Source organism: Gemmobacter aquarius (assembly GCF_003060865.1).
GTDB lineage: Bacteria > Pseudomonadota > Alphaproteobacteria > Rhodobacterales > Rhodobacteraceae > Paragemmobacter > Paragemmobacter aquarius.
In genome coordinates this window covers 270,988-295,036 of sequence record NZ_CP028918.1, presented here as the reverse complement: position 1 = coordinate 295,036, position 24,049 = coordinate 270,988, and the positions used below count along the sequence as shown (strand labels likewise).

The window sequence follows — 24,049 nt, the reverse complement described above, 5'->3', positions numbered from 1 at the left end:
TGCAACGCAGACCTGACGTCCGATACGCCCCCGGCGTGACCCGTCCCGTGCAGGCGGACCGGCCATGACCGCACCCCCCGCCAACGGCGCGCTCACCTTGCATCTCCTCAGCCTCGGCAGGCTCCACATCCTGCCGGGCGAGATGCAGGTGATCGTGCTGCACCGGCATCTTCTGTCGCTTTACCTTGTCATCCTCTTCGTGCTCGTCGGCCTCGACACCAACGATGCCGCCCGCAGCCTGCCCGTCGAATTGCGCGGCGCGATCTACGTCTGCTCGATGACCGCCTTCATGCTCGCCGCGATGTCGGGCTTTGCGGCCTGCGCCCGTATCGCCAAAAGGCGCGGCTCTTTCTCGATCCACCTGTCGCCGATCCTCTTCGCCTCCACGCTCTGCTCGGTGATCGTGGGCGAGAGCTTGCTGCGGATGTTCGTGCCCGACTTCAGCGAAAACCTGACGCGGCTCACCCTTCTTTTGGTGTTCCATTACCTCGTCGCCGAACTTGCAGCCACCATCGTCAACCACCGGCTGATCCCCCTTATCCTGGCCGAGTTGCGCGGCCTTCCGATCCGCACGCTTGCCGAATCCGATCCCGCACTCTGGATGACCGAAACGCCCCGCACACCGGCGCGCCCGGCCCCGCCCCTGCCCGATGGGTTCCTCGAAGCCGACGGGGTCAGCTTTCCGTTTCAGGCGCTGATCCACCTGCAAGCGGACGGAAACTACGTCCATCTGCGGGCCAACGACCGCACGGCTCTGTTGCCCGGCCCGCTGTCCGATCTGGTAGGCCAGTTGCCGGACCCGCTGGGCATGCAGGTGCACCGCTCGCATTGGGTCGCCGCCTCGGCGCTGGTCGGCTGGCAGGCCAAGGGGCGCGATATCACCCTGCGCCTCAAGGGCGGCCAGACCGTTCCGGTCGCCGTCACCCGGCGGCATGCGGTCCGCAATTGGCTGACCGGCCTCGGCCTGCCGCGCAGCGATGCGCCGTGATGCGCCGCGCCTCGAAAAACCCGACGGGCGAAGGCCTGCACCTGCGCCTCGTCAATGGCGAAACCCTGCGGATGCGCCGGTTCGAATCCGCGCGCGCCATGTTGCACCGCTATCTGATCGCCCTTTACGTTCTGATGTGGATGGGCCTTACCCTGCTGGACCCGAGCGGCCAGTCCACCACGACCCCGCTCGGCATCAGATTGACGCAATACGGCGCGGGGGTTCTGGTCGTCGCCCTCGGCCTTATCGGCTTTTACACCCTTGCCGATGCGATCTTCGGCGGCAAAGGCCGCGCCGTCGTCATATCGCACTGGTATGTGGTGCTGACCGTCTCGGCACTCGGCCTTGCGGCAAGCGAGGCGACGGTCTTCTATCTGACAGGTGTGGAACGGATCAGCGCCAAGATCTTTGCCGTGCTGACGGTGTTCTACTTCGTCGTGATCGAGATTGCGTTGCAACTGGTGATCTGGCTGTTGCTGCCGCGCATCCTTCAGGAACTCCGCAAAGACCCCGCCATCTCGGAACCCGCCGCCCAGTCGCACGCGCGGCTCCAGGCGGGCGGGCACGACATCCCGCCCGAAACCATCCTGCACATCGAAGCGCAGGGCAATTACGTCGGCATCGTCACCGACACCCACAGCTACGACGTGCCCGGCCCTTTCTCGGCGCTGCTCGTCCAATTGCCCCAAGGGTTGGGCCTGCGCGTCCACCGCTCGCATTGGGTGGCGCGTCGTGCGGTTCTGGCACACCGGCGCAAGGGGCGCGAACTGGTGCTCGACCTCACCTTCGGCGGCGAGGCCAAGGTCGCGCTCCCCCGTCAGGCCGAGGTGATCGACTGGCTGGTCAAGACCGCCCCGAAGGCAGCACCAGATCGACCCATACCGGCCAGTGACGCGATGAAAGCCTGAGCGCAGCCGCCAGCCCCTCCGCCAGACCGTCCGGCCGAAGTACCCCCGCCCCCGCCACCGCCACCGCCCCCGCCCCCGCCTTCGCCCCCGCCACCGTCAGACCCGCCGCAGGCAGCACGTAATCCAGCCGCAGCGCACCAAGCGGCGGGCCATAATCCACCGTATCCTCTGCCCCCACCGGATCGGCCAGCCGCGCATCACCCAGCAGCGCCAGCAACGCGGCGGGCCGACCGTCCCCCTTTACCGGGTCCAGGTTGGCATCCCCCAAAAGCACGAACCGCGCGGGGGGGCCATGCCGATCCGCCCGTCCAGATAGGCCAGCCAGAACGCTGCCTCGTCATGGTTGCGCCGCCCGTTCCGGTCCTCGGGGCCGTCAAACACCGGCGGCGTCGCGTGCCACGCCCAAAGATGCAGCGCCCCCCCGTCCGGCAAGACCAGCGGCACATCCCAATGCCCCGTGGTCGAAAGCCGCTGCCCTTGCAGGTTCTGCGCCGCCATGTCTCCGGGCAATTGCGCGTCCGGCAGATCGCGCCACAACAGCTTCGAGAAATCCCGCACCCCGGCAACATCGACCGGCAGGCGCGACAGCACCGCCATTCCGCCCGCCCCGCGAAACTTGCCCCAGCCCTGCGCGTCCCGCGCCTCGCCCGACCGCCCGTTGCCGTCGATGTCCAGCCCCGTCGGCACGCCGGTGTTCGGGTTCAGCGCGAAACGGTAGCCGTAAGCTACCCCGCCCTTGGCCAAAGCGTCCCTGAACGCATCCAGCGCCGCCAGCCCCGCGTCATGGTCAAATCCGGTCAGCAGCACCACATCGGCATCCAGCGCCGCCAGCACCGCGACCGATGCCAGAACCTGCGCGTCCTTGCCGCCCGTGATGTCGCGCAAAAGCAGCCCCGGCCCGTCCCGTTCCAGCCCGATGTTCCAGGTGGCGACGCGCAACCGTTCCTCGGCCCCCGCCCCGCCCGCCAGTGGAAAGGCCAGCATCGCCAGCGCGATCAGGCCGCGAAGAATGCCTCGTCGTAGGCCAGCGCCGAAGCCCGCCGCTTCTGGCGCACCATCTGCGCCACGCGCAGCATCGCCACACCGCGCAACACCAGCGAAGCCGGAATGAAAACCCATGCCGCCATTGTCCATATCAGCGTCTGCGGCGACAAGAATGCCTCGGCCCCGATCCCGCCCAGCCCGAAACGCACCACCGCCGGGATCACGAATGGCAGGAAAAACCCTAACAAAAGGTTAATCCCCGCATCGCGCCGCAAGCGGCTGACAACATCCTTGCCCGTCGTCGGATCAAAGGTCGGCAGGTTTACCCAGACGTTGAACGCCTGCCCCCGCCACGGCCACCCCGCGCTGACCAGCAGCAAAACCACAAGCCCGGTCCCGCAGAACCCCACTGCATAGGCCAGCCCCGCCGCCGACCGCAGCGCAGGCCATGCGACACTGTCGATTCCGCCTTCCAGCAACAGGGCCGCCATCCGCACCGGACTGCCGTTGAAATCCAGCATATGTCCGAACAAGGCGCCAACCGCCGACACCAACCCGCCCAGCGAACCGGGCGCCACCTCGTCGCGCTCGACAAGGCTCAGCAGCGCCACCACAGCAAAGAGCAGACCGAAGCGGCAGGAATTGAACGGCGGCGCATCACGGAACTCGATCAGGCTCGGCGCTTCGGCCTTGTATTCGAAAAAGATCATCAGCCCGACGAACAGCGCCACCAATGCAGCCATCTGTTTGGAATCGACCGAAACCCCCGGCAAGACAACCGAAGGCAGGACGGCCAAAGCCATCACCAGTATCGCGCGGATGATCGCGCCGGGAAGCCGCGAAACCACTGCCTTGCCACCTTTCGCCGTCCCTGACCTTGCGCTGTGCTGCAAGTGCCGGTCCGGTCATTATCCGCCCCTTCGGGCGTCTGCCTCATTCTTGCCCCAATTAAGCCAAAATGCGGCCTTGCTGGCAACTGCCCGCAGCACCTGCGCCCGCCATCGCGGCGAAAGGACGAAAAACTGTCGCCCAATTGCATCAAATCGTTAACGAAAAGGGGCCGCCCTTTCGGACAGCCCCCCATCTTGCGCGGATTGATCGCTCAGGCCCAAGGCCGCGTCATCGCCGCTTTCGCCTCGTAGCTGTCGATCGAAGCCGCCTTTTCCAGCGTCAGCCCGATGTCATCGAGCCCGTTGATCAGGCAATGCTTGCGATGCGCGTCGACGTCAAAGCCGAACACCTGCCCGTCACTGGTGGTGACAGTCTGGCTTTCCAGATCGACCGTCACCCGCGCATTCGCCCCCTTCTTCGCATCCGCCATCAGCACATCGACCACCTCTTGCGGCATGACGATGGGCAGGATGCCGTTCTTGAAGCAGTTGTTGAAGAAGATGTCGGCAAAGCTGGTCGAAATCACGCAGCGGATGCCGAAATCGAGCAAGGCCCAAGGCGCATGTTCACGGCTCGACCCGCAACCGAAGTTGTCGCCCGCCACAAGGATTTCAGCCTTGCGGTAAGCAGGCTGGTTCAGCACGAAATCCGGGATTTCCACCCCGTCCTGGGTGAAGCGCATCTCGTCGAACAGGTTCTTGCCAAGCCCAGACCGCTGGATGGTCTTCAGGAACTGCTTGGGAATGATCATGTCCGTGTCGATATTGACCAGCGGCATGGGTGCAGCAATGCCGGTCAGCGTGGTGAATTTCTGCATGGCTTACACCCCTTCCGTCATCAATTCGCGCACGTCCGTCAACCGGCCCGTGATCGCCGCCGCCGCCGCCATTCCGGGCGACAGCAGATGCGTCCGCCCGCCACGGCCCTGACGCCCCTCGAAGTTGCGGTTACTGGTGGCCGCACAGCGCTCGCCGGGTTGCAACTGGTCGGGGTTCATCGCCAGACACATGGAACACCCCGCCAGACGCCATTCGAAACCGGCGTCGATGAAGATCTGCGCCAGCCCCTCTTCCTCGGCCTGCGCGCGCACGAGGCCCGAACCCGGAACCACCATCGCCCGCTTCACGGCAATCTTCTTGCCCTTCAAAATCGCCGCAGCCGCTCGCAAATCCTCGATCCGGCCATTGGTGCAAGACCCGATGAACACGGTGTCGATCTCGATGTCGCTCAGCTTCTGGCCCGGCGTCAGGCCCATATATTCAAGGCTGCGCTTGACCGCATCGACCTTGCCGCCGGTGAAATCGTCGGGGCTGGGCACGACGCCGGTGATCGGCAATACATCCTCGGGGCTGGTGCCCCATGTCACCACGGGCGCGATATCCTCGCCCTTGATCGTCACGACCTTGTCGAAATGCGCGCCCTCGTCAGTAAACAGCGTCTTCCAATAGGCCAAAGCCGCTTCCCACTTCGCCCCCTTGGGCGCATGCGGGCGACCCATGACATAGGCGAATGTCTTTTCATCCGGCGCGATCAGACCGGCGCGCGCGCCACCCTCGATCGCCATGTTGCAAACCGTCATGCGGCCTTCCATCGAAAGCTCGCGGATCGCTTGGCCGCAATATTCGATGACATAGCCGGTACCGCCCGCCGTGCCGGTCTCGCCGATCACCGACAGCGTGATGTCCTTGGCCGTCACGCCGGGGCGCAACGATCCGGTGATTTCCACCTTCATGTTCTTGCCCTTGCGCTGGATCAGCGTCTGGGTGGCCAGCACATGCTCCACTTCCGACGTGCCGATCCCGTGGGCGAGCGACCCGAACGCGCCATGCGTGGCCGTGTGGCTGTCGCCGCACACCACCGTCATCCCCGGCAAGGTCCAGCCCTGTTCCGGCCCGACGATATGCACGATGCCTTGGCGCACATCGGATACGGGATAATAATTGATCCCGAAATCCTTGGCGTTCTTGTCCAGCGCCGCCACCTGAATCCGGCTGTCTTCCGTCATCGTCGCCGCATTGGCGCGGTCAAGCGTGGTGGGCACGTTATGGTCCGGCACCGCGATGGTCTTCTCCGGCGCACGCACGGTGCGCCCCGTCATCCGCAGCCCTTCAAAGGCTTGCGGGCTCGTCACCTCATGCACGAGGTGGCGGTCGATATACAGCAAACATGTGCCGTCTTCGGCCTGATGAACGACATGGTCGTCCCAGATCTTGTCATAGAGTGTACGCGGAGCAGCGGTCATGGCTCTCTCTCGGATTATGAATGGGCAAAGGGTCAGACGGGCACGCAAAGGCGTGCAAAGGCGGACTTCCTAGCGAAGTCGTGCCAGAATAGACCGGCTTTCGCGGCTGAAGCGCCACGGCAGGCGCGCACGGTCATCCATGTCGAAAAAGCGTATCATGGCGCGCTTGATACGCTCGAATCCCCGGCGAGGCAAGCTAGCTGTAAAGCGGCAAGGCAAAGGTGCTACCATGCAGATACTCTGGCTGGGCCTCTGGCTCGTGATGGCAGGAACGGCGATGGCAGATCAGCAAAAGCACAAGGGCTACGAGATGCCGCCCTACACGGTCGAGTCCGTGGCGGACGGGGTCGAACTCCGCCGCTACGGCCCGCATGTGGTGGCCGAGGTGACGGTGACGGGCGACCGCAGCACGGCGATAAGCCGCGGCTTCCGCGCGCTGGCAGGCTATATCTTCGGCGGCAACGAAGGGGGCGAGAAGATCGCCATGACCGTCCCCGTGGCACAAACTCCGGCAGGCGGCGACAGATGGACCGTGCAATTCACCATGCCCGGCGCCTATGGCGTCGAAACCCTGCCCGTCCCGCGCGACGCCGCCGTGAAACTGCGGCAAGTGGCAGGCGACCGCCAAGCCGTCGTCACCTTCTCGGGCCTGCCCCAGACCGCCGACATGGAAACCCGCGCCGCCAAACTCCGCGACTGGATCGCCGCGCGCGGCTTGACCGTCACCGCTGGCCCGCACTACCAGTTCTACGACGCCCCCCTGACCCTGCCCTGGCGCCGCCGCAACGAAGTGTCCTTCAGCGTCGAGTAGCCCCCGACCACGATTTTTCTGCGAAAAATCTGGCGCCCCCTCCGGCAGGGTCGATGCCTGTCGCAACCGAAGCAAGGGGGGCCAGCCCCCACGATCGGCAGGCCGATCGTCCCCCCGGGATATTTGGGCAGCGTGAAAGCGAAAGAGCCAGCACCTTTTCACCCTTGTCCAAATACTCAAACTCCGACCGTTGCCACAGGCGGCACGGCCCAAAGGTTCGCGGGATTTTTCGCAGAAAAATCGGGCTGGCCGGTGGCATCGGGCGTCAGCCACGGGCGCAGCAGGGCAAGTGGATGGCTCCGCAGCGTCAGCCGCATCGCGATGTAATCCTCGACCACCGCCTCGCCCGCCGTCAGCGCGGCAAAGGCGACCGCCGGTTCGACGATGCCTTCGCCGTCCATATCGCCCGCAAAGAGCGGCAGCACCGGCCCCTTCGACAGCCCCCGCGCCGCCCAGAGCGCGTCGCGCCGCGACAGGCCGAGGTTGGCGAAGCAATCGGCCTCGGCCAGACGGGTCAGCATCGCGGGCGCCACGCCCGCACGGCGCCAGACATCTTCGACCGTCAAAAAACCGTTGCCCCGGGCCTGCACGATCCAGCAGGCCTCCTCTTCGGACATGCCCCGGATCTGGCGAAATCCCAGACGCAGAGTTAGCGCGCCCTCGGCGGTGCGCTCCATGATATTGTCCCAGTCGCTTGCGTTGATGCAGGGCGGTCGCACGATGACCCCGTGTTCGCGCGCATCCCGCACGATCTGGGCGGGGGCGTAAAACCCCATCGGCTGCGAATTCAGCAGCGCACAGGCGAAGATGCCGGGATGGTGCCGCTTGAGCCAGGCGCTGGCATAGACCAGATGCGCGAAACTCGCCGCATGGCTTTCGGGAAAGCCGTAGCTGCCGAAGCCCTCGATCTGCGCAAAACAGCGCGCCGCGAAATCGGCGTCATAGCCATTGGCTTGCATGCCCTGCAGGAAGCGGTCGTGGAATTCGCTGACCGAGCCATGCTTCTTGAAGGTGGCGAGCGACCGGCGCAGGCGGTCGGCTTCGGTGGGGGTGAAGCCCGCGCCGATGATGGCGATCTGCATCGCCTGTTCCTGAAACAGCGGCACGCCCAGCGTCTTGCCCAGCACGCGCCCCAGCGCATCGGAAGGAAAGGTGACGATCTCTTGCCCGTTCCTGCGCCGCAGATAGGGGTGCACCATGTCGCCCTGTATCGGGCCGGGCCGGATGATCGCCACCTGTATCACAAGGTCATAGAAACTGCGGGGCCGCATCCGGGGCAGGAAATTCATCTGCGCCCGGCTTTCCACCTGAAACACCCCCAGACTGTCGGCACGGCACAGCATCTCGTAGGTTTCGGCATCCTCGCGCGGCAGGCTGGCCAGCGTATAGCCGGTGCCATGGTGCTGCTGCACAAGATCGAACGCCTTGCGGATGCACGACAGCATGCCCAGCGCAAGGATATCGACCTTGAGTATCCCCAGCGTGTCGATATCGTCTTTGTCCCAGCAAATCACCGTGCGGCCTTCCATCGTGGCGTTCTCGATAGGCACCAGTTCGTCCAGCCGCCCCTCGGTGATGATGAAGCCCCCGACATGCTGGCTCAGATGCCGCGGAAACCCCTGAATCTCGTCGATCAACTGCAACGCCTGCATCAGGCGGCGGTCGGTCGGGTCCAGCCCGATCTCGGCAAGCCGCGCTTCGGTCATCTGCCCCGCCCCGCCCCAGCCCCAGATCTGGCTCGACATCGCGCCCAGCACATCTTCCGACAGGCCCATCGCCGCCCCCACCTCGCGCACCGCCCGCTTGCCGCGATAATGGATCACCGTGGCGCAAAGCCCCGCGCGATGCCGCCCGTAGCGGGCATAGATATGCTGGATCACCTCTTCCCGCCGCTCGTGCTCGAAATCCACGTCGATATCGGGCGGCTCGTTCCGCGCTTCGGAAATGAACCGCTCGAACACCATCGTCCCCACCTCGGGCGAGACGGATGTCACCCCCAGCGCATAGCAGACGATGGAATTGGCCGCCGACCCGCGCCCCTGGCACAGGATGCCCCGGTCGCGGGCAAAGGCCACGATGTCATGCACGGTCAGGAAATAGGGCTCGTAGTGCAGCTTGCCGATCAGGGAAAGTTCATGCGCCATCTGCGCGCGCACCTTTTCGGTCGCGCCCGCCGGATAGCGCCAGTCCAGCCCCTCCCACGCCAGCCGCGCCAGACGCCCCGCCGCGGTTTCGCCGCCCGTCACCTCGGACGGATATTCATAGCGCAACTCGTCAAGCGAGAAGACCAGTCGCGCCGCAATCTCGCCCGACCGGTGCACCGCGTCCTCATGCCCCGCGAACAGGCGCAGCATCTCGGCTTCAGATCGCAGGCGCTGCTCGGCATGGGGCAGGGCATGGCGCCCCAGCGTGTCGATGGTGCGCCCCAGCCGGATCGCGGCCAGCACATCGGCCAGCCGCCGCCGCCCGCCATGGTGCATCATGGGTGCTGCCGAGGCAACAAGCGGCATCCCCTGCGCCGCAGCCAACCGCGCCAAACGGCCAAAGCGCGGCCCGTCCTGCCCGTCATAGCGCGGCGCGGCAAGCAGGCTGCATTGTGCCGGAAACGCCGCCACCAACCGCCGCGCAACCGCTTGCCACGCCGCCCGCTGCCCGTGCGGGGGCGGATGGATCAGCATCTCGATCCCCTCACCCCACTCAAGCAGGTCATCCGCGCCCAACAGGCAACTCCCCTTCGCCGTCGCCAGCCGGCCCTTCGAGATCAACCGGCACAGCCGCCCCCATGCCGCCCGGTCGCGCGGCAACGCGGTCAGGGTGAAGCCGTCCATCAGCCGCAGCCTTGCCGCAGGGATCAGCCGGATCGGGGCAGGCAACCCCGCCTCGGCCGCCAGCCGCGCCAGTTCCCGTGCGCGGCCATGCGCCCGCACGATCCCCGCGACCGAATTCTCGTCGGCCACCGCAAGCGCGGGCAACCCCATCTCGGCGGCACGCGACATCAACTCCTCGGGGTGCGACGCCCCGTGAAGGAATGTAAAGTTGGACAGGGCGGACAGCTCGACGAAGGGCATGTGGCAGCATGAGTCGAAAGGAACATTACAGGAACATCCTAACGCGCGCGCCACCCGATGGCGAGTCCGCCAGCGCAGGCAGCCTTTCCCAAGGATGGTGGGTGCAAAGCACCCACCCTACGCCCCGCAGCGCCACAACGCCCCGCACCACAACGCCCCGCAGGCCCCACTTCCTTTCGGCCTGCCGCTCGGGTCACCGGATCGGACCGCCAAGGTTTACACACCCCCAGCGCATGGCCAAGGCGCGCAACAGGGCGCCCCCAAAAAGCCTATGTGCGGCACCATCCGGCGCAGCCGCCCACCGCGAATGCTCTGCCAAACCTGAGGCACCCTGCCAATGATGGCTGCGACTGCACCGCCAGCCATCCGGCCCTGGCCAGCGACCGACACCGCCGCCGCATGGACCAGCCCACCCCGCAGGATAGCCCGCAGAATTGCCCACCGCTGCCGCCGCAGAGGTAAAGGGCAAGGCGCGCACTACACCCGGCAAGCCCGCCCCAGCGCCACGGCAGCCAAACGCTTGCGCCGAACGGCGATCCCTCTCCTCCAGCCCCCGTCCCGACAGCCCCGGCCTCACCGCGCCCCGCCGAAGCCCGGCACCACCTCGGTCACGCACCTCCCGTCGACATCCTCGGCCCACCGCGCCAGTTCCACCCCACCCGCCGCCGCATAGAACAGCCCGACTCGCAGATTGCCCGCCACCACCGTGGCGGTGAAGCCCCCCACGCACAGCCCGTCCAGCAATGCCCGACCCGCCCCCCGACAGCCCACCCCGGACACAGGCTTGCACCACGCGGCTACCTAGCCCCCCGTCCCGACAGCCCCGGCCTCACCGCGCCCCGCGAAACCCAAGCACCCCCTCGGTCACGCGCATCCCGTCGATATCCTCGGCCCACCGCGCCAGTTCCACCCCACCCGCCGCCGCATAGAACCGCCTGACCCGCAGATTGCCCGCCACCACCGTCGCGGTGAAAGGCCCCGCGCGCACCCCGTCCAGCAAGGCACGACCCAGCCCCTGCCCCTGCCACGCGCGCAGCAGATAAAGCGCGCAAAGCTCCTCGGCTCAGCCCCCCGCCAACCCCGCCTCGCGCTGCGGACGCATCATCGCAAACCCCGCCTGCGGCAGGCACAAAACCCGCCCCCAGCCACCGCTGCCATTGCGCCCGGCGCAGCGCCAAGCCGTAGCGCGCAATCTCCGTCGCGGGCGGCAGCGCGCCATAGGTCTCGGCCCGACAGGCCACATGCAGCGCCGCCAACGCTTCGGCATCTTCCGGACCGGCCTTACGCAATTCCACCCCTTACCCCCTTCTCCTTGGCCCAAATATCCCGGGGGTCCGGGGGCTGGCCCCCGGCCAACCGACGGCCCAAGCCCCAGCCCCGTAGGGTGGGTGCTCTGCACCCACCCCCCTCAGCGCAGCCGCCCCAGCAGCTCCAGACTGGGATACCCGTCCGCCACCATCCCGACCGACCGCTGGAACGCCCGCACCGCCGCCACCGTCTTCGGACCGATCTTGCCGTCCACCCCGCCGGTGTCATAGCCGGCACGGCCCAGCCGCTCCTGCATCTCCTGCCGCTCTGCAAAGCTCAGCACACGGTCCTCGCGCGGCCATGCGGCACGGATCGGCCCGCCGCCGCGCAAGCGGTCGGCCAAATGGCCGATCGCGATCACATAGGCATCCGCCGCATTATACCGCTCGATGGCGCGAAAATTACCAAAGATCAGGAACGCCGCCCCCCGCGCCCCCGCAGGCAGCAGGATCGACCCCACCCCGTGGTCGGGCAGCGCCTGCCCTTGGGCCGTCCGCACACCCAGCGCCTGCCATTCGGCCACCGGCCGCTCGCCGGTCAGCCCGTAGTCGAACCCTGCAGGCAGCGCCACCTCCACCCCCCAGGGCCGCCCCGTCTGCCAGCCCGACCGCGCCAGATAAGCCGCTGTCGAGGCCAAGGCATCGGCAGGATCGTCAGACCAGATGTCGCGCCGCCCGTCGCCGTCGAAATCCACCGCAAAGGCCTGATAGCTCGACGGGATGAACTGCGTATGCCCCATCGCCCCCGCCCAACTGCCCCTGAACGCCCCCAGCCGCACATCGCCCGCCCCCACATCGCCCGACTGCACGATCCGCAGCGCGTCGATCAGTTGCGCTTCAAAGAACGGCCCGCGCCGCCCGTCATAGGCCAGCGTGGCCAAAGCCTCGATCACCGGAATGTCGCCGCGGTTCTGCCCGTATGACGACTCCAGCCCCCAGACCGCCACCACCACCTCGCGCTCGACCCCGTACCGCGCCTCGATCCGGTCGAGCAACCGCCCATGCAAGCGCAGCGCGTCCTGCCCGTTGCCGATCCGCGTGTCGGAAACCGCACGGTCCAGATACTCCCAGATCGGGCGCACGAATTCCGACTGGTTGCGGTCCTTGTCGATCACATCGGCATTGTAGCGCAGCCCGCGCAACGCCTGCGCCAGCGTCGCGTCCGAAATCCCCGCCGCCCGCGCGCGCGGCACGAACCCCTGCACCCAATCGGCAAATCCCGCCTGAACCCCCTCGGCCATCGTCCCCCCGCTCGCAGCCTCTGCCGCAGCCTCTGGCACCAGACCCTGCGCCAGCGCGGGGGGCGAGGCAAGGCCACCCGCCCCCCAAATCGCCAACCAAAAGCACAGCCCGACCCCTCGCCGCGTCCCCCGCATCTTCCGCCCCCCGCCGCGCTCTCGGCCACCCGTCAGCCCCCGCTTGGCCAAAGGCTACCCCAGCCCCCGCCTTGCGCAAAGCGATGCCGTTCCACGCCAAGCAGGTTGCCGCCGGTCCACTCGTCCCACAGCCCCCTTGCCACAACCCCAAGGCGCAGCCATCTTGTCCGTATCGGTACGAGTTGTTCGGGATAAAAGTAATGAGTGCGCCGGAAAGACCCCTTCTGGGGGCAAACCACCTGTATTACGGCGACAACCTGCGCGTCCTGCGCGACAGCATCCAGACCGAAAGCGTTGACCTGATCTACCTCGACCCGCCGTTCAATTCCAACGCGGGCTACAACATCCTGTTCAAAGGCCCCGAGGGCAGCACCAGCGCCGCGCAGATCGAGGCTTTCGACGACACATGGCACTGGAACGACAGCGCCGAGGAAGCCTTTGGCGATGTGATGCGCTCCGGCAATGCCGCAGCCAGCACCATGCTGCGGGCGATCCGCTCGTTTCTGGGCGACAACGACATGATGGCCTACCTCGCCATGATGGCCGTCCGCCTGATCGAGCTGCACCGCGTCCTGAAACCCACCGGCAGCCTCTACCTGCACTGCGACCCTACGGCGAGCCACTACCTCAAGATTTTGCTGGATGCGGTGTTTGGGGCGGAAAACTATGTAAACGAAATTAGTTGGCATCGCACGACTGCGAAGGCTGACTATAAACAAGGCGCAAAACATTTCCCACGGGTCCGTGACGTTATCTTACGCTTCAAAAAAGCGGGGAAAGGCCAGATAATTTTTCAATCAGCCGTTCACAGGCTATGATGCGACATACGTTGATACTAAATACAGACACCGAGATGAGAACGGACGGCTTTATCGTTTGGATAATCTTACAGGACCGGGCGGAGCGTCGAAAGGTAACGCCTTTTATGAAGTCATGGGAGTTTTCCGCCATTGGCGCTATTCACGCGAAAACATGGAAGCCTTGATCGAAGAAGGGCGCATAATTCAAACTAAGCCCGGCGGTGTTCCACAATACAAACGGTATTTGGATGAGATGCCCGGCGTCCCCTGTTCAGACGCATGGGATGATATCCGACCGATCAACTCCCAAGCCCAAGAACGCCTAGGCTACCCCACCCAAAAACCCGTGGCCCTGCTCGAACGCATCCTGAACGCCTCGTCCAACCCCGGCGATACCGTGCTTGATCCGTTCTGTGGCTGCGGCACCACCGTCCATGCGGCGCAGAAACTCGGTCGCCGCTGGATCGGGATCGATGTCACCCACCTTGCCATCGGCCTGATCGAAAAGCGCCTGCGCGATGCCTACCGCGACATGCCCGAACAGCTCGTCTTCATCACCCACGGCGTCCCCCAAGACCTCGAAGGTGCCCGCAACCTCGCCCGCCGGGGCCGCGACAATTCGGCCCATTATTTCGAGTTCGAGAAATGGGCGCTCGCCCTGATCGGCGCGCAGCCGGGCAACCTGTCCAAGCGCGGGGCCGACAAGGGGATCGACGGCAACATCTGGTTCGGCCCCAAACACGAAGGCCGCGCCATCGTGTCGGTCAAGGCGGGCGACAATGTCGGCGTGGCCCAGATCCGCGACCTGCGCGGCGTGATCGAACGCGAAGGCGCGCAGGTGGGCATCTTCCTCACCCTCACCGAACCCACCAAACCCATGGTCACCGAAGCGGCAGGCGCGGGCCAATACCAGCTTGCAGGCTTCCCCGCCGTGCCCCGCATCCAGATCGTCACCATCGAAGAGGCCCTTTCCCTGCGTGACCGCGCCCACCGCCTGCCCGCCGCCCGCAACGACACCTTCAAACGCGCCGCGGCCGAGGTGGACAGCACCGCCCAAGGCACCCTGTTCTGAACCGCCACAGCCCACCGCAGCCCACCGCAGCGCCAAAAGAAAAAAGCGCAGCCCCCAAGGGCCGCGCCACACTCGTAAATTCACTAACCTTTGCGGCGCGGTCAGTGCCGCCGGAACGCCACGATGGTTTCCGCCGCATCGCGCGACATGCCAAGCTCGCGCCCGATCTCCTCGGCCTCGATCCCGCTTTGCGCCAGTGCTATGGCCTGCTCGATCATCCGCTCGCCCGCCAGCCATTCCACATCCGACTTCAGGCCAAGGATCTCGGTCCTGAGGTCGGCCAGCGCATCGGCCTGCGCCTGCGACTGGGCGGTCAGCAACCCCTCGACCCGCGCCGCCACATGCTCGGCCATATGCGCGGCCCCCTCGCCCACAGCCACAGGCGCCACGGGCACAGCCGCCGCCACAAGGCGCTGACGGCCCCGCAGCCGCAGGCCCGGCCCGAAAAGGCCCAACCAGACAAGGGAAACCCCCGCCAGCAAAGTGGCAAGGATCGCAGCGGTCACGCCAAGGCTCATCGGTCTATGCTCCGGTTCGGTCAGGTCTTGGTCCGGCCCTGTCTGGCCGATCCGTCTTGGGGGCAGTCAAGCAATAATCAGGCCATCATCTTCACGAAATCCTGAAACAGGCTCTCGGTGATCTTGTCGAGGTCGACGGGATACTTGCCCTCCGAAATCGCCTCCTTGATCTTCGAGACGATCTCGAGGTCGATCGGCGGTCCACCCGACAGTTCGGCAGGCAGCGCGGTCGCCCCCGCACTCAGCGCGACAGTATCGCCGCCGGGCTTGGCCACCGCACCGGCAGCCGGTCCGGCATTGGGTCCGGCGATGGACGGTCCGACATCTTCACCCGGTTTGGCGATCCGGGGTCTTGGCGTAAAGGACGAGATAAGATCAACCATGAGAGCCTCCGTTTAGCCCGTTAACGGCACGCGCTCAGCGCATGTTAGTCTGCGCGGTCACAATATTCCGTCCGGTCACCAGCGCCTTCACCTCGCGGCGGCTCGACAGGTTGACGACACGGATCACATCGCCAAGCTGCCCGTCCTCCAGCGCCTCGGCAGGGGCCGAAACCGCCAGCCCCCCGGCCTCGGCGGTCAGCGAAAGCGGGTTGCCCGTTTCCACCAGCCAATCGGGTTCCAACTGCCGCACCAGCACCGCCTGCCCCTCGCCCAGATGCGCCCGCGCCCGCCGCCCCACGACCGCCGCCGGATCGGTGAATATCCCGTCAACCGACCGCGCGCCCATCGGTCGCAACGCAACATCCCCCGCCCCGATCAAAGCCCCCTTGGCGACCGACCGCACCAGCGTCACCACCGGCGGCCCACTTGCCGCTTCTGCACCCCCGTTAGAAACCACCCCCCCGGGCCGCGCCCCCGTCCGGATCGCCCGCACCCATGCAGGGGAAGCGCAACGCACTTCCGCCGTGGCCCAGTCGCCGCCGCGCGGGCTGACCACGGGATCATTCGCGCAAGCCGGATAGGCCCGCACCGGATCGGCAAAGGCAGGCGCATCGGCCACCCCCGCCCCCGCCATCGCCGCGCGCACCATGCGCCCGACCTCGGCCCCCGGCACGCCCTCGGGCCAGCCCGCCAAAGCGGGTTGGGCGACCAGCGTCAAGATCACCGCCACCCGCAACATCGCTAAAGCCCCGTCTCGACAAACCGCACCGGACGCCCCGCAAAGGCACGCGCCGGACGGTTCGGGTCGAGCGGCCTCAGCGTCACGCCATTTGCCGAAAGCCCCGTCACCTCCAGCATCTCGGTCGAGGCATCGCCATCGGCGGTAAAGGCGATAGCGCCCATCGTCAGCCCCTGCCGCCGCCCCACCGGCGCGCTGATCGCCCCGCCCGAAACCGCCAGATGCGTCAACACGGGCTTGCACGTCTCGACGTCCAGCAATTCCGTCATGGCGCGGTCCAGCCCCGCCGTCAGCTTGGCCGCCATCTGCCGGCGGTTCGGCTCGACCAGCACGGCGGCACGCCCCAGCACCGAAGGCCCCGGCAGCGCCACCTGCCGCGCAACCACTGCCCGCGTCACCTCGCCATTGCCGCCGATCAGCACCAGCTCCATCTGCAACTCCAGCGCGGCCCGCCGCCCCGCAGCGCCCACATCCAGCCGGATCACCGGCACGAAACCATGCTCGCCCGCCCCCAGCCGCACCGACCCGCGCGTCAGCACGGTGTAATCCAGCCGCTCGCGCGCCTCGGTCATGTCGGGCAACGCGCGATCCGTCACCCGCACCACCTCGACCATCGGATGCCGCTGGACCTGCCGCACCAGATCATTCGCCACCTCTTGCGCCAGCGGCACCGCCCACGCGGGCGCATAGGGCGACACCTCGATCTGCGGCGCATAGGCCGCAATCGCCATGCGCCGCCGCGACTGGCACGCGCCCTCGGCCCCCAGCCCGACCCGCGCCTGTATCGTCACCTGCCACGTGTCACCGTTCCGCACCGCCGACAGCAGGCGATGCTCCTTCACCCGTCCCACGGGCCGCACGATCAGCATGTCAGACGTCACGACCGACCGGTCCACCGCCGTATGCGCGCGCACATCCGCCCCACCCGACAGCGCCGCCATCAAAAGCGCATCCGCCACCGCCCGCCGCTTGGCGCTCGCCTGATCCTCGGCCCCCGACTGCACGGCAAATCCGGTAGCCTCGATCCACAGATCGCCCGCCCGCACCGGAGCGGCAAAAACCATAAACAGAACCAGCCAAAGCCGCATCAGATCCGCCCCTTCAGCGCCCGCACGATATAGGCGACCGTATCGCGGTCCAATTCCATCTCGACCTCGTAGCTGTCGCTGCCCGAGGCCGTGACGCGCAGCGTCCGCGCCCCGCGCAAGGTGCCCTGCACCACGGCGTTCAGGCTGTCATCGGCCACCACCGCATCGCGCACCGTGGTCGTGCCGGAAATCCGCACGCCATGCACCTGCTCGGTCAGGTCGCGCAACGCATCGACCCTCGCCGCCCGTATCGCCATCAGCCGCTTCTCGTTCTGCGTCTTGCCCGGCTGCCCCGCGATCTGCGCGAACCCAAGACCCTTGAGCGAAGGCACATCCGGCGCAAACATCATCGGCGGCGCCACCACAGCCGCAGCCCCAGACCCGCCCACCGCAGGCGCCGCCAGCCGGTCCGCCGCATCCAGATCGTCCTTGATCCCGGCCAATTGCACCGTGTTTTCCCGCGCATCCAGCGGCAAAGCCGATTTCGCCGTCGGCGCAGCCGTCGCACAGCCCATCAGGGCAAGCGGAACCAAAAGGAATATCGAACGCATGTCAGCTCTCCGGATCGCATGATCCCCCCGCGCTGCAAACCGCGTGCCACCGCCAACCATCGCAAAAAGGCGGCTTTGCGCCCCCTTGGGCGCAAGCGCCTCACCCCCGGGATATGCAGGATGAGAAAAAGCAGCAGTCCGCCGCGCCTTCACGCTCGCCCAAATATCCAAGGCAACCGCAGGTGCCCGTCACAACCCGGATCGGATCGCCCGCCGCCGCAGCCACCACCAGCCGCGCAGCCCGCCGGTCAAAAGAACCATGCACAGCACCGGCACGATCAGGTCCGTAAAGATCGTGATCCTCACCAGCACGACATCCGGCGCCGACTGCCACGTCGCGAAAGCCGCCAACAGGCAAAGCAGGAACCAGGCCACGACGGCAACCGCCGCAAAGGGCACCCACGCCGCACGCCCCGCCCTCATCCGGAAGGCGACAGCAACAAGCACAACCGCTGCCACCACGCAGGCTGCCAGAAACCCGACCGACCGGTCAGGCCGCACCGCCTCCAGAACCGCCCGAAGCGCCGCACTTGCGCCAACCAGCAACACCGGCAGGCCGGCCATCCTGACTGCGTAAATGGCTGTCGGCCCATCCACCACCGGCAACCGGAAACCAAAAAAACCGCTCACGCGCTTACCGTCACACCCGTCCAACTGACACGACCGTAACGGCATGGACCCAAACGGACAATCCATCCGCAAGCCCGGCCCCTCCACCGCGCAAGCCGCGTCGCATCACCACCTTCCCCCGACTTCACGCCCCGACTTCACGCCCCGAATTCACCCGGCGAAAATACTCTCGGGGGGGCGCGCAAGCGCCGAGGGGGGCGGAAAGCCCCCCTTCCTTCGCCGGAGCGAAGCGAGAGGAAAGGCTTGCGGCGGCACGCCGCTCCGCATGGTCCGGCAGCGGCACAGACGAAGGGAGGGGAAGCACCCCCCGTGGCACGGCGATTGCAGACCGAAAGCCGATACCCACCCCGTGATCAGGCCACACAGACAGATGACGACGCGCACGCCCCTTTGTTTAACCCGACAGGCCACAGCATGACCGCTGCCACCCTTCCCGCATCCGGCGGCCTCAAGGCGCAACTCGCCGGTCTCGCCCTGCCGCTCGGCGTTCTGGTGATCATCGCCATGATGGTCATGCCGCTTCCCGTGGTGCTGCTCGACCTCTTCTTCGTCGCCAACATCCTGTTGTCCCTCGTGATCCTGATGGTCGCGCTCTATTCCTACCGCCCGCTGGATTTCTCCAGCTTTCCCAGCCTCTTGCTGATCGCCACCATCTTCCGTCTCGCGCTCAACGTCGCCTCGACCCGCGTCGTGCTGACCGAAGGCCACACCGGCCATGACGCGGCGGGCAAGGTCATCAAGGCCTTCGGCGAATTCGTCATCGCCGGAAACATCGTCGTCGGTATCCTCGTCTTCTCCATCCTCGTCATCATCAACATCGTCGTCATCACCAAGGGTGCCAGCCGCGTGTCCGAGGTTTCGGCCCGCTTCACCCTCGACGCCATGCCCGGCAAGCAGATGGCCATCGACGCCGACCTGAATGCCGGACTTTTGACACCCGACACCGCCCGCGCCCGTCGCGCCGAAGTGGCGGCCGAGGCCGATTTCTACGGCTCGATGGATGGTGCCGGAAAATTCGTCAAAGGCGACGCCATGGCAGGCATCCTGATCCTGGCCATCAACATCATCGGCGGCATCCTGATCGGCACGCTGCAACACGGCCTGACCATGGCCGACGCCTCGCATACCTATGTGCTGCTTTCCATCGGTGACGGCCTCGTCGCGCAGATCCCCGCGCTTCTCCTCTCCATCGCCACCGCCATCATCGTTACCCGCGTCTCGTCCAGCCATGACATGGGTAGCCTGATCGCCAAGCAGATCCACCTGCGCGCCGCATGGATGCCGGTCGCCGCCGTACTCGGCATCATCGGCCTCGTCCCCGGCATGCCCTCGGGCGTCTTCCTCTTCGCCGCCGCCGCTGCTGCCGCCATCGCATGGTTCGGCCGCACCGACCTGAACAATACCGACGACAGCGCCGCGCCCGGCACCGACACTGTCGAACCGGCTGACGCCAAACCCTCCGAAGGCATCACCCCCGACGATGTCGCCGACCACGCCCCCGTCTCGTTGCAGATCGGCTACGGCCTGATCCCGCTCGCAGGCGAAGGCGGCGGCGCGCTCGTCACCCGCATCACCGCAATCCGGCGCGAGGTGTCCAAGGCCATGGGCTTCGTCGTCCCAGGCGTCCGCATCCGCGACGACCTGACCCTGCCGCCGAACCAGTACCGCATCCGCGTGGGTCAAGTGATCCGCGGTGAAGATGTCGTCTACCCCGACCGCAAACTCGCCATTCCCGGCGCAGGCTCGGCCCGCAAGCTCAAGGGGATCGAGGTCAAAGACCCCTCCTTCGGTCTCGATGCCGTCTGGATCCTGCCCCACCAGCTGGCCGAGGCGGAAGCCGACGATCACGTGGTGGTGGAACCCGAATCCGTGATCGCTACCCACCTGTCGCAGCTGCTTTACAAACACGCCGCCGACCTGATCGGTCCCGACGATGTGCAGGTGCTGCTCGACACTCTCGCCCGCGTCTCGCCCACCCTCGTCAATGCCGTGGTCCCCAAACTCGTGCCCCTGCACACCGTCACCGGCGTCCTTCGCACGCTGCTGTCCGAACGCATCCCGATCGGCGACCTGCGCCGCATCGTCGAAGGCCTTGCCGAACTCTCGGGCCGCAACCTTTCAGCCCCCGACATGGCCGAGGCGCTGCGCCCCATGCTCGTCCCGCTTCTTTTGCAACAGATGACCCCGATCAACACGCCCATGCCGCTCGTCACCCTCGACCCCGAACTGGAACAACTGCTCCTGCGCGCCCGCCGCCAGGGCGACGAAGGCCTGACCATCGACACCGGCCTTGCCCAGACGCTGGTGAAATCCCTGTCCGACGCGCTGGAAGAAGCAACGGGCCAAGGCAAACAGGCCGTGCTCATCGTGGCCAGCCAGTTGCGCCGCAGCCTTGCCGCTTTCCTGCGCCCGCACCTGCCCGATGCCATCGTCCTTGGCATCAACGAACTGCCTGAAACCCGCCGCGTCGAAGTCATCGCCTCCATCGGCGGCCAAAGCCAACTCCCCTCGCGCTGAAAGGGCTGATCCATGACCACAATCACCGTTCGCGCCAAGACCAGCCAAAAGGCGATGGAGGAAATCCTCCGCCGCCTCGGTCCCGATGCGCTGATCCTGTCGACCCGCAAGATCGACGGCCAATACGAACTGCGCGCCAGCGCCGACGCGCTTGACGCGGACGAAGCGCAAGCCCCTGCCCCCGCGCAGGCGGACCCTTCGCCGCCCCGCCCCGAACGCCCCGCGCTGCGTGCCAGCCGCGATGCATCGCCCTTCGAGCGCAGCTTCCGCGCCGCCGCATCCCGCCCCGCCGCATCCCGCCCCGCCGCCCGAAACGCCGCCCGCCCGCAGGCAGGCGACCCCTTGGCCGACCTTGCCCGCCGCCTGTTCTTCGCACCGGGCCTCGATGAACCCATAGCCCCCCGCAGCGTCATCCTCGGCCCGCCGGGCAGCGGCAAGTCGCTCCTCGCCGCCCGCCTCGCCGCCCGCATCCTGCAGGCCGACCGCCGCCTGCAACCCCGCCTCGTCGCCCCCGCGCCGGGCCTCTTGCTGCACGAAGACCGCCTGCGCGGCTGGGCACGGCTCATGGGCCTTTCCCTCGACCGCCCGACGATTCAGGCCGCGCTCGACTTCACCGACCCCGACCCCGCCTTCCCCGAGATCTTCGATCTCTCGGATGCCGCAGACCACACGCCCGACCTCGCCGCCCGTCTGATCGACAGCGACGACGCCGAGCTGATCCTGTGCATCCCCGCCGGAACCCATCCCGCCCTCACCGCGCGCCTGTGCCGCGACTGGGCGGCGTGGCAACCCACCGTCTGCCTGACCCGGCTTGACCTGTGGGAGCCGGAAATCCCCGAACTCGAAGCCATCGCTAACGCGGGCCTGAAACTGGCGCATGTCGCCGCTGGCACCGGCATCATCGACAGCCTCCGCCGCCCCGGCCCCGCCGACCTGATGCACTGGTCCGGCGGCTGGGCGGCGCAAAATGGGATCGCGGCAGAATGAAACCCGCCTTCCCGAAAACCATCCCAAGTGTAACCATCACGAAAGGGCACGCCTGATGCTCGCGAAACGGTACCCCGAACAGGACGGCCCCTCGCCCGAAAAGCTGGTCCGCAGCCACATGGACCTTGTCCGCAAGATCGCTTGGCACATGCACGGCCGCGTCGGCCGCATGGCCGAGGTCGAGGATATGCTGCAAGTCGGCTACATGGGCCTCGTCGATGCCGCCCAGCGCTACACGCCCCGCGCAGGGGCAACCTTTGCCTCCTATGCCGCGATCCGCATCAGGGGGTCCATCGTCGACTACCTGCGCGCCTCGTCCTCGCTCTGCCGCGCCACCATCGTGATGCAGCAGAAAAAGCGCGCCTCGGTGCTGAAGCTCGAACAGAACCTGCTTCGTGCCCCGGAAAAGCACGAAATCGCCGCCGAAATGGGCATTACCGTGTCGGAACTGGAAGATTGGGAAACCCAATTCGGCGCAAGTTCGATCAAGTCGCTGGACGAGGTCTACTCGGACCACTCGATGCTCTTTTCCGATGGCCACCGCACCGTCGAAGACCAGCTTCAGGCCGACCAGATGCGCCAGATGTTGCGCCGCGCCCTTGGCCAACTGCCCGAACGCGAGGCAATGGTGCTGCAACTCTATTTCGTCGAAGAACTGAACGTCTACGAAATCGCCGAAATCCTCGGCGTCACCACGGGTCGCGTCAGCCAGATCAAGAAAGCCGCCGTCGGCCGCCTGCGCGAGGCGATCAAGGAAATGGAGGGCGACGACTGACGCGCCCCCCGCGCAGAAGTCAACCCCAACGGGCCACCCTTCCGGAAATCGGGTCACTGTAGCCCAGCAGCGCCTTGTCCTGCGGATAGGCCCGATCGATCAAGGCGATCGTCCCGGCATCCAGCAAGCCGGCACCCGGCCTGCTTGCTGCCGTCCGGTTGCTGTGCGGAACGATGCTCAACCGGCCGGTAAATTCCGCCCCGATCCCCAGACCGGCCAACACCGCCGGAAAATCGGTGCCGAACCGCTCCAGCCGGAACACATGGTCATAGCGCACACGGTCCAGTGCCAAAAGCAGCGCCTGCTGCTCGAAATGCCGGTCGAAGGACACGCCGTTCTGCGCCAGCCCCGCCACCATCGACCGGAACGGAATGTGCCGCTGCATATGCGCGTTGGCCCGCTCGATATGCGGCCAGGCCTTCGGCCCCTCGAACAATTGCCCCAGCTTGCCCCGGTAATAGACCCAAGGATCATAACGCCGCGCATAGCGGTTGAGCTTGCTGTGCCAGTTCGAAACCGCGCGGTCATAGGGGCACCGCACATTCGCCAAAACCCGCCACCCCGGTCGCGCCGCCACCAGATCGGGCAATTCGTCCGCCGCCACATAGCGCATGGAAAGCCCCGCCGCCGCGCTGCGTCCGCTGCGCGCGTCGCGCCGCAGATCGTTACGCACCGAACCGTCGCGTATATCCAGACCGGCCATTTGCCCGTAAGCCTGCATGATCGACGTCGAGCCGACCTTCGACGGCGCGACATGCATCACTCCCGCGGCCGGAAATTCGACGACCAGAACCTGAGCGTCTACGAAGGATTGACTGGGCATGTCCGGTCCGGATGTAATTAAATAGAATTAACGGTATCCGGCCCGCCTCGCCACCACAACTGCCTCGCCACCACAACTGCCCAGCCGCCACAACCGTCATCCCAACCCCTGCGCCGCCAGCGCCAGCCTGCGACGCAAGGCGCGGTCGCGCTTGAGATTCCATTCCCGGCTCATCGCCGCGCGGCGGTCGCCCAACCGCTCGGCATAAAGCAAAGACCAGACCCGCCCCCGCGTGCTCTTGGCCCCGGTCCCCGCATTGTGCCTCGCCAGACGGCGGTCCAGATCGACCGTCCAGCCGACATAGGTCACATAGCCCCGCGCATCCGCACAGCCGATGACATAGACGAACCCCGCCTGAACCGGCAGCACGTCTTCCGGCCCTGCCTCCCCTTGCCCCACCTGCACCCATCTCCGCGCCAGAAGGGGGGCTTTCCGCCCCCCACGGGCCGCAAGCGGCCCTCCCCCGAGGATACTTGAACCAGCGTGAAACGGAACGCCAACCCCTATTTCATGCTCGCTCAAATATCCTCGGGGTGAATTGGCCAAAGGCCAAGAGGGGCGGAAAGCCCCTTTCTTTCGACCCCGCTTTAC

Annotated in this window: 25 protein-coding genes; 8 read left to right on the top strand and 17 right to left on the bottom strand. The window is 66.5% G+C overall.

Features of this window, described 5'->3' with window-relative positions; translation table 11 throughout:
- Nucleotides 1-64 precede the first annotated feature (64 nt).
- Nucleotides 65-988 carry a LytTR family DNA-binding domain-containing protein gene (locus tag HYN69_RS01340; protein ID WP_108434157.1) on the top strand — a complete coding sequence of 308 codons (924 nt, stop codon included), beginning with the start codon at nt 65-67 and terminating at the stop codon, nt 986-988.
- The gene (locus HYN69_RS01335; protein ID WP_108434156.1) at nt 988-1,896 is read left to right on the top strand and encodes a LytTR family DNA-binding domain-containing protein; all 909 of its coding nucleotides are present in this window, start codon (nt 988-990) and stop codon (nt 1,894-1,896) included. The genes HYN69_RS01340 and HYN69_RS01335 overlap by 1 nt, the downstream gene beginning before the upstream one ends.
- Here HYN69_RS01335 and HYN69_RS21790 read toward each other — a convergent pair.
- The 5 genes from HYN69_RS21790 to leuC form a co-directional block, all read right to left on the bottom strand.
- On the bottom strand, nt 1,832-2,170 hold the full coding sequence (locus HYN69_RS21790; RefSeq protein WP_329608599.1) for a hypothetical protein: 339 nt from the start codon (nt 2,168-2,170) through the stop codon (nt 1,832-1,834). The genes HYN69_RS01335 and HYN69_RS21790 overlap by 65 nt on opposite strands.
- Entirely contained in the window at nt 2,137-2,880 is a 744-nt protein-coding gene (locus HYN69_RS21785; protein ID WP_108434154.1) for an endonuclease/exonuclease/phosphatase family protein, read from the bottom strand. The genes HYN69_RS21790 and HYN69_RS21785 overlap by 34 nt, the downstream gene beginning before the upstream one ends.
- 11 nt (nt 2,881-2,891) lie before the next feature.
- A complete protein-coding gene (locus tag HYN69_RS01320; protein ID WP_108434153.1) occupies nt 2,892-3,728 on the bottom strand; it encodes a hypothetical protein in 837 nt (278 codons plus the stop codon).
- A 254-nt stretch (nt 3,729-3,982) separates the two neighbouring features.
- Nucleotides 3,983-4,588, bottom strand: coding sequence for a 3-isopropylmalate dehydratase small subunit (leuD, locus tag HYN69_RS01315; RefSeq protein ID WP_108434152.1), 606 nt, complete (start codon nt 4,586-4,588; stop codon nt 3,983-3,985).
- Nucleotides 4,589-4,591: 3 nt separating this feature from the next.
- Nucleotides 4,592-6,013, bottom strand: coding sequence for a 3-isopropylmalate dehydratase large subunit (gene leuC / locus HYN69_RS01310; RefSeq protein ID WP_108434151.1), 1,422 nt, complete (start codon nt 6,011-6,013; stop codon nt 4,592-4,594).
- Nucleotides 6,014-6,242: 229 nt separating this feature from the next.
- On the opposite strand from leuC, the gene HYN69_RS01300 reads away from it, so the two are divergent.
- Complete coding sequence (locus tag HYN69_RS01300; protein ID WP_108434149.1) at nt 6,243-6,824, top strand: SOUL family heme-binding protein; 582 nt, start codon at nt 6,243-6,245, stop codon at nt 6,822-6,824.
- Between the two features lie 176 nt (nt 6,825-7,000).
- Here HYN69_RS01300 and HYN69_RS01295 read toward each other — a convergent pair whose 3' ends face one another.
- The 4 genes from HYN69_RS01295 to HYN69_RS01285 form a co-directional block, all read right to left on the bottom strand.
- The gene (locus HYN69_RS01295) at nt 7,001-9,892 is read right to left on the bottom strand and encodes an error-prone DNA polymerase (protein ID WP_108434148.1); all 2,892 of its coding nucleotides are present in this window, start codon (nt 9,890-9,892) and stop codon (nt 7,001-7,003) included.
- A gap of 573 nt (nt 9,893-10,465) precedes the next feature.
- Nucleotides 10,466-10,636, bottom strand: coding sequence for a hypothetical protein (locus HYN69_RS01290; protein WP_159082321.1), 171 nt, complete (start codon nt 10,634-10,636; stop codon nt 10,466-10,468).
- 85 nt (nt 10,637-10,721) lie between these two features.
- Complete coding sequence (locus tag HYN69_RS20425) at nt 10,722-10,892, bottom strand: hypothetical protein (RefSeq protein WP_159082320.1); 171 nt, start codon at nt 10,890-10,892, stop codon at nt 10,722-10,724.
- A gap of 408 nt (nt 10,893-11,300) precedes the next feature.
- Nucleotides 11,301-12,575 carry a lytic murein transglycosylase gene (locus HYN69_RS01285; protein ID WP_108436968.1) on the bottom strand — a complete coding sequence of 425 codons (1,275 nt, stop codon included), beginning with the start codon at nt 12,573-12,575 and terminating at the stop codon, nt 11,301-11,303.
- A 71-nt stretch (nt 12,576-12,646) separates the two neighbouring features.
- On the opposite strand from HYN69_RS01285, the gene HYN69_RS21120 reads away from it, so the two are divergent.
- Nucleotides 12,647-13,393, top strand: coding sequence for a DNA methyltransferase (locus HYN69_RS21120; RefSeq protein ID WP_216824631.1), 747 nt, complete (start codon nt 12,647-12,649; stop codon nt 13,391-13,393).
- A 235-nt stretch (nt 13,394-13,628) separates the two neighbouring features.
- Nucleotides 13,629-14,447, top strand: coding sequence for a DNA methyltransferase (locus tag HYN69_RS21115; protein ID WP_159082319.1), 819 nt, complete (start codon nt 13,629-13,631; stop codon nt 14,445-14,447).
- A gap of 101 nt (nt 14,448-14,548) precedes the next feature.
- Here HYN69_RS21115 and HYN69_RS01270 read toward each other — a convergent pair whose 3' ends face one another.
- The 6 genes from HYN69_RS01270 to HYN69_RS01245 form a co-directional block, all read right to left on the bottom strand.
- Complete coding sequence (locus HYN69_RS01270) at nt 14,549-14,965, bottom strand: hypothetical protein (RefSeq protein ID WP_108434144.1); 417 nt, start codon at nt 14,963-14,965, stop codon at nt 14,549-14,551.
- Nucleotides 14,966-15,042: 77 nt separating this feature from the next.
- Nucleotides 15,043-15,348 carry a flagellar biosynthesis anti-sigma factor FlgM gene (gene flgM / locus HYN69_RS01265; RefSeq protein ID WP_108434143.1) on the bottom strand — a complete coding sequence of 102 codons (306 nt, stop codon included), beginning with the start codon at nt 15,346-15,348 and terminating at the stop codon, nt 15,043-15,045.
- 34 nt (nt 15,349-15,382) lie between these two features.
- Nucleotides 15,383-16,087: a flagellar basal body P-ring formation chaperone FlgA gene (flgA, locus tag HYN69_RS01260; RefSeq protein ID WP_108434142.1), complete on the bottom strand. Its 705-nt coding sequence runs from the start codon at nt 16,085-16,087 to the stop codon at nt 15,383-15,385.
- 2 nt (nt 16,088-16,089) lie between these two features.
- Nucleotides 16,090-17,175, bottom strand: a complete 1,086-nt coding sequence (locus HYN69_RS01255) for a flagellar assembly protein T N-terminal domain-containing protein (RefSeq protein ID WP_230426456.1) — start codon at nt 17,173-17,175, stop codon at nt 16,090-16,092.
- Nucleotides 17,175-17,726 carry an LPP20 family lipoprotein gene (locus HYN69_RS01250; RefSeq protein WP_108436966.1) on the bottom strand — a complete coding sequence of 184 codons (552 nt, stop codon included), beginning with the start codon at nt 17,724-17,726 and terminating at the stop codon, nt 17,175-17,177. The genes HYN69_RS01255 and HYN69_RS01250 overlap by 1 nt, the downstream gene beginning before the upstream one ends.
- Before the next feature lie 189 nt (nt 17,727-17,915).
- Nucleotides 17,916-18,356 carry a hypothetical protein gene (locus HYN69_RS01245; RefSeq protein ID WP_159082318.1) on the bottom strand — a complete coding sequence of 147 codons (441 nt, stop codon included), beginning with the start codon at nt 18,354-18,356 and terminating at the stop codon, nt 17,916-17,918.
- Between the two features lie 414 nt (nt 18,357-18,770).
- On the opposite strand from HYN69_RS01245, the gene flhA reads away from it, so the two are divergent.
- From flhA to HYN69_RS01230, 3 genes are read left to right on the top strand one after another with little or no spacing between them, the layout of a single operon-like run.
- Nucleotides 18,771-20,873 carry a flagellar biosynthesis protein FlhA gene (flhA, locus tag HYN69_RS01240; RefSeq protein ID WP_108434140.1) on the top strand — a complete coding sequence of 701 codons (2,103 nt, stop codon included), beginning with the start codon at nt 18,771-18,773 and terminating at the stop codon, nt 20,871-20,873.
- Between the two features lie 12 nt (nt 20,874-20,885).
- The gene (locus tag HYN69_RS01235) at nt 20,886-21,860 is read left to right on the top strand and encodes a hypothetical protein (RefSeq protein ID WP_108434139.1); all 975 of its coding nucleotides are present in this window, start codon (nt 20,886-20,888) and stop codon (nt 21,858-21,860) included.
- 55 nt (nt 21,861-21,915) lie between these two features.
- The gene (locus tag HYN69_RS01230; RefSeq protein ID WP_230426455.1) at nt 21,916-22,635 is read left to right on the top strand and encodes a sigma-70 family RNA polymerase sigma factor; all 720 of its coding nucleotides are present in this window, start codon (nt 21,916-21,918) and stop codon (nt 22,633-22,635) included.
- A gap of 19 nt (nt 22,636-22,654) precedes the next feature.
- Here HYN69_RS01230 and HYN69_RS01225 read toward each other — a convergent pair whose 3' ends face one another.
- Both HYN69_RS01225 and HYN69_RS01220 read right to left on the bottom strand, forming a co-directional pair.
- Complete coding sequence (locus HYN69_RS01225; protein ID WP_108434138.1) at nt 22,655-23,458, bottom strand: sulfotransferase family 2 domain-containing protein; 804 nt, start codon at nt 23,456-23,458, stop codon at nt 22,655-22,657.
- A gap of 96 nt (nt 23,459-23,554) precedes the next feature.
- A complete protein-coding gene (locus HYN69_RS01220) occupies nt 23,555-23,857 on the bottom strand; it encodes a GIY-YIG nuclease family protein (RefSeq protein WP_216824630.1) in 303 nt (100 codons plus the stop codon).
- Nucleotides 23,858-24,049: the final 192 nt, after the last annotated feature.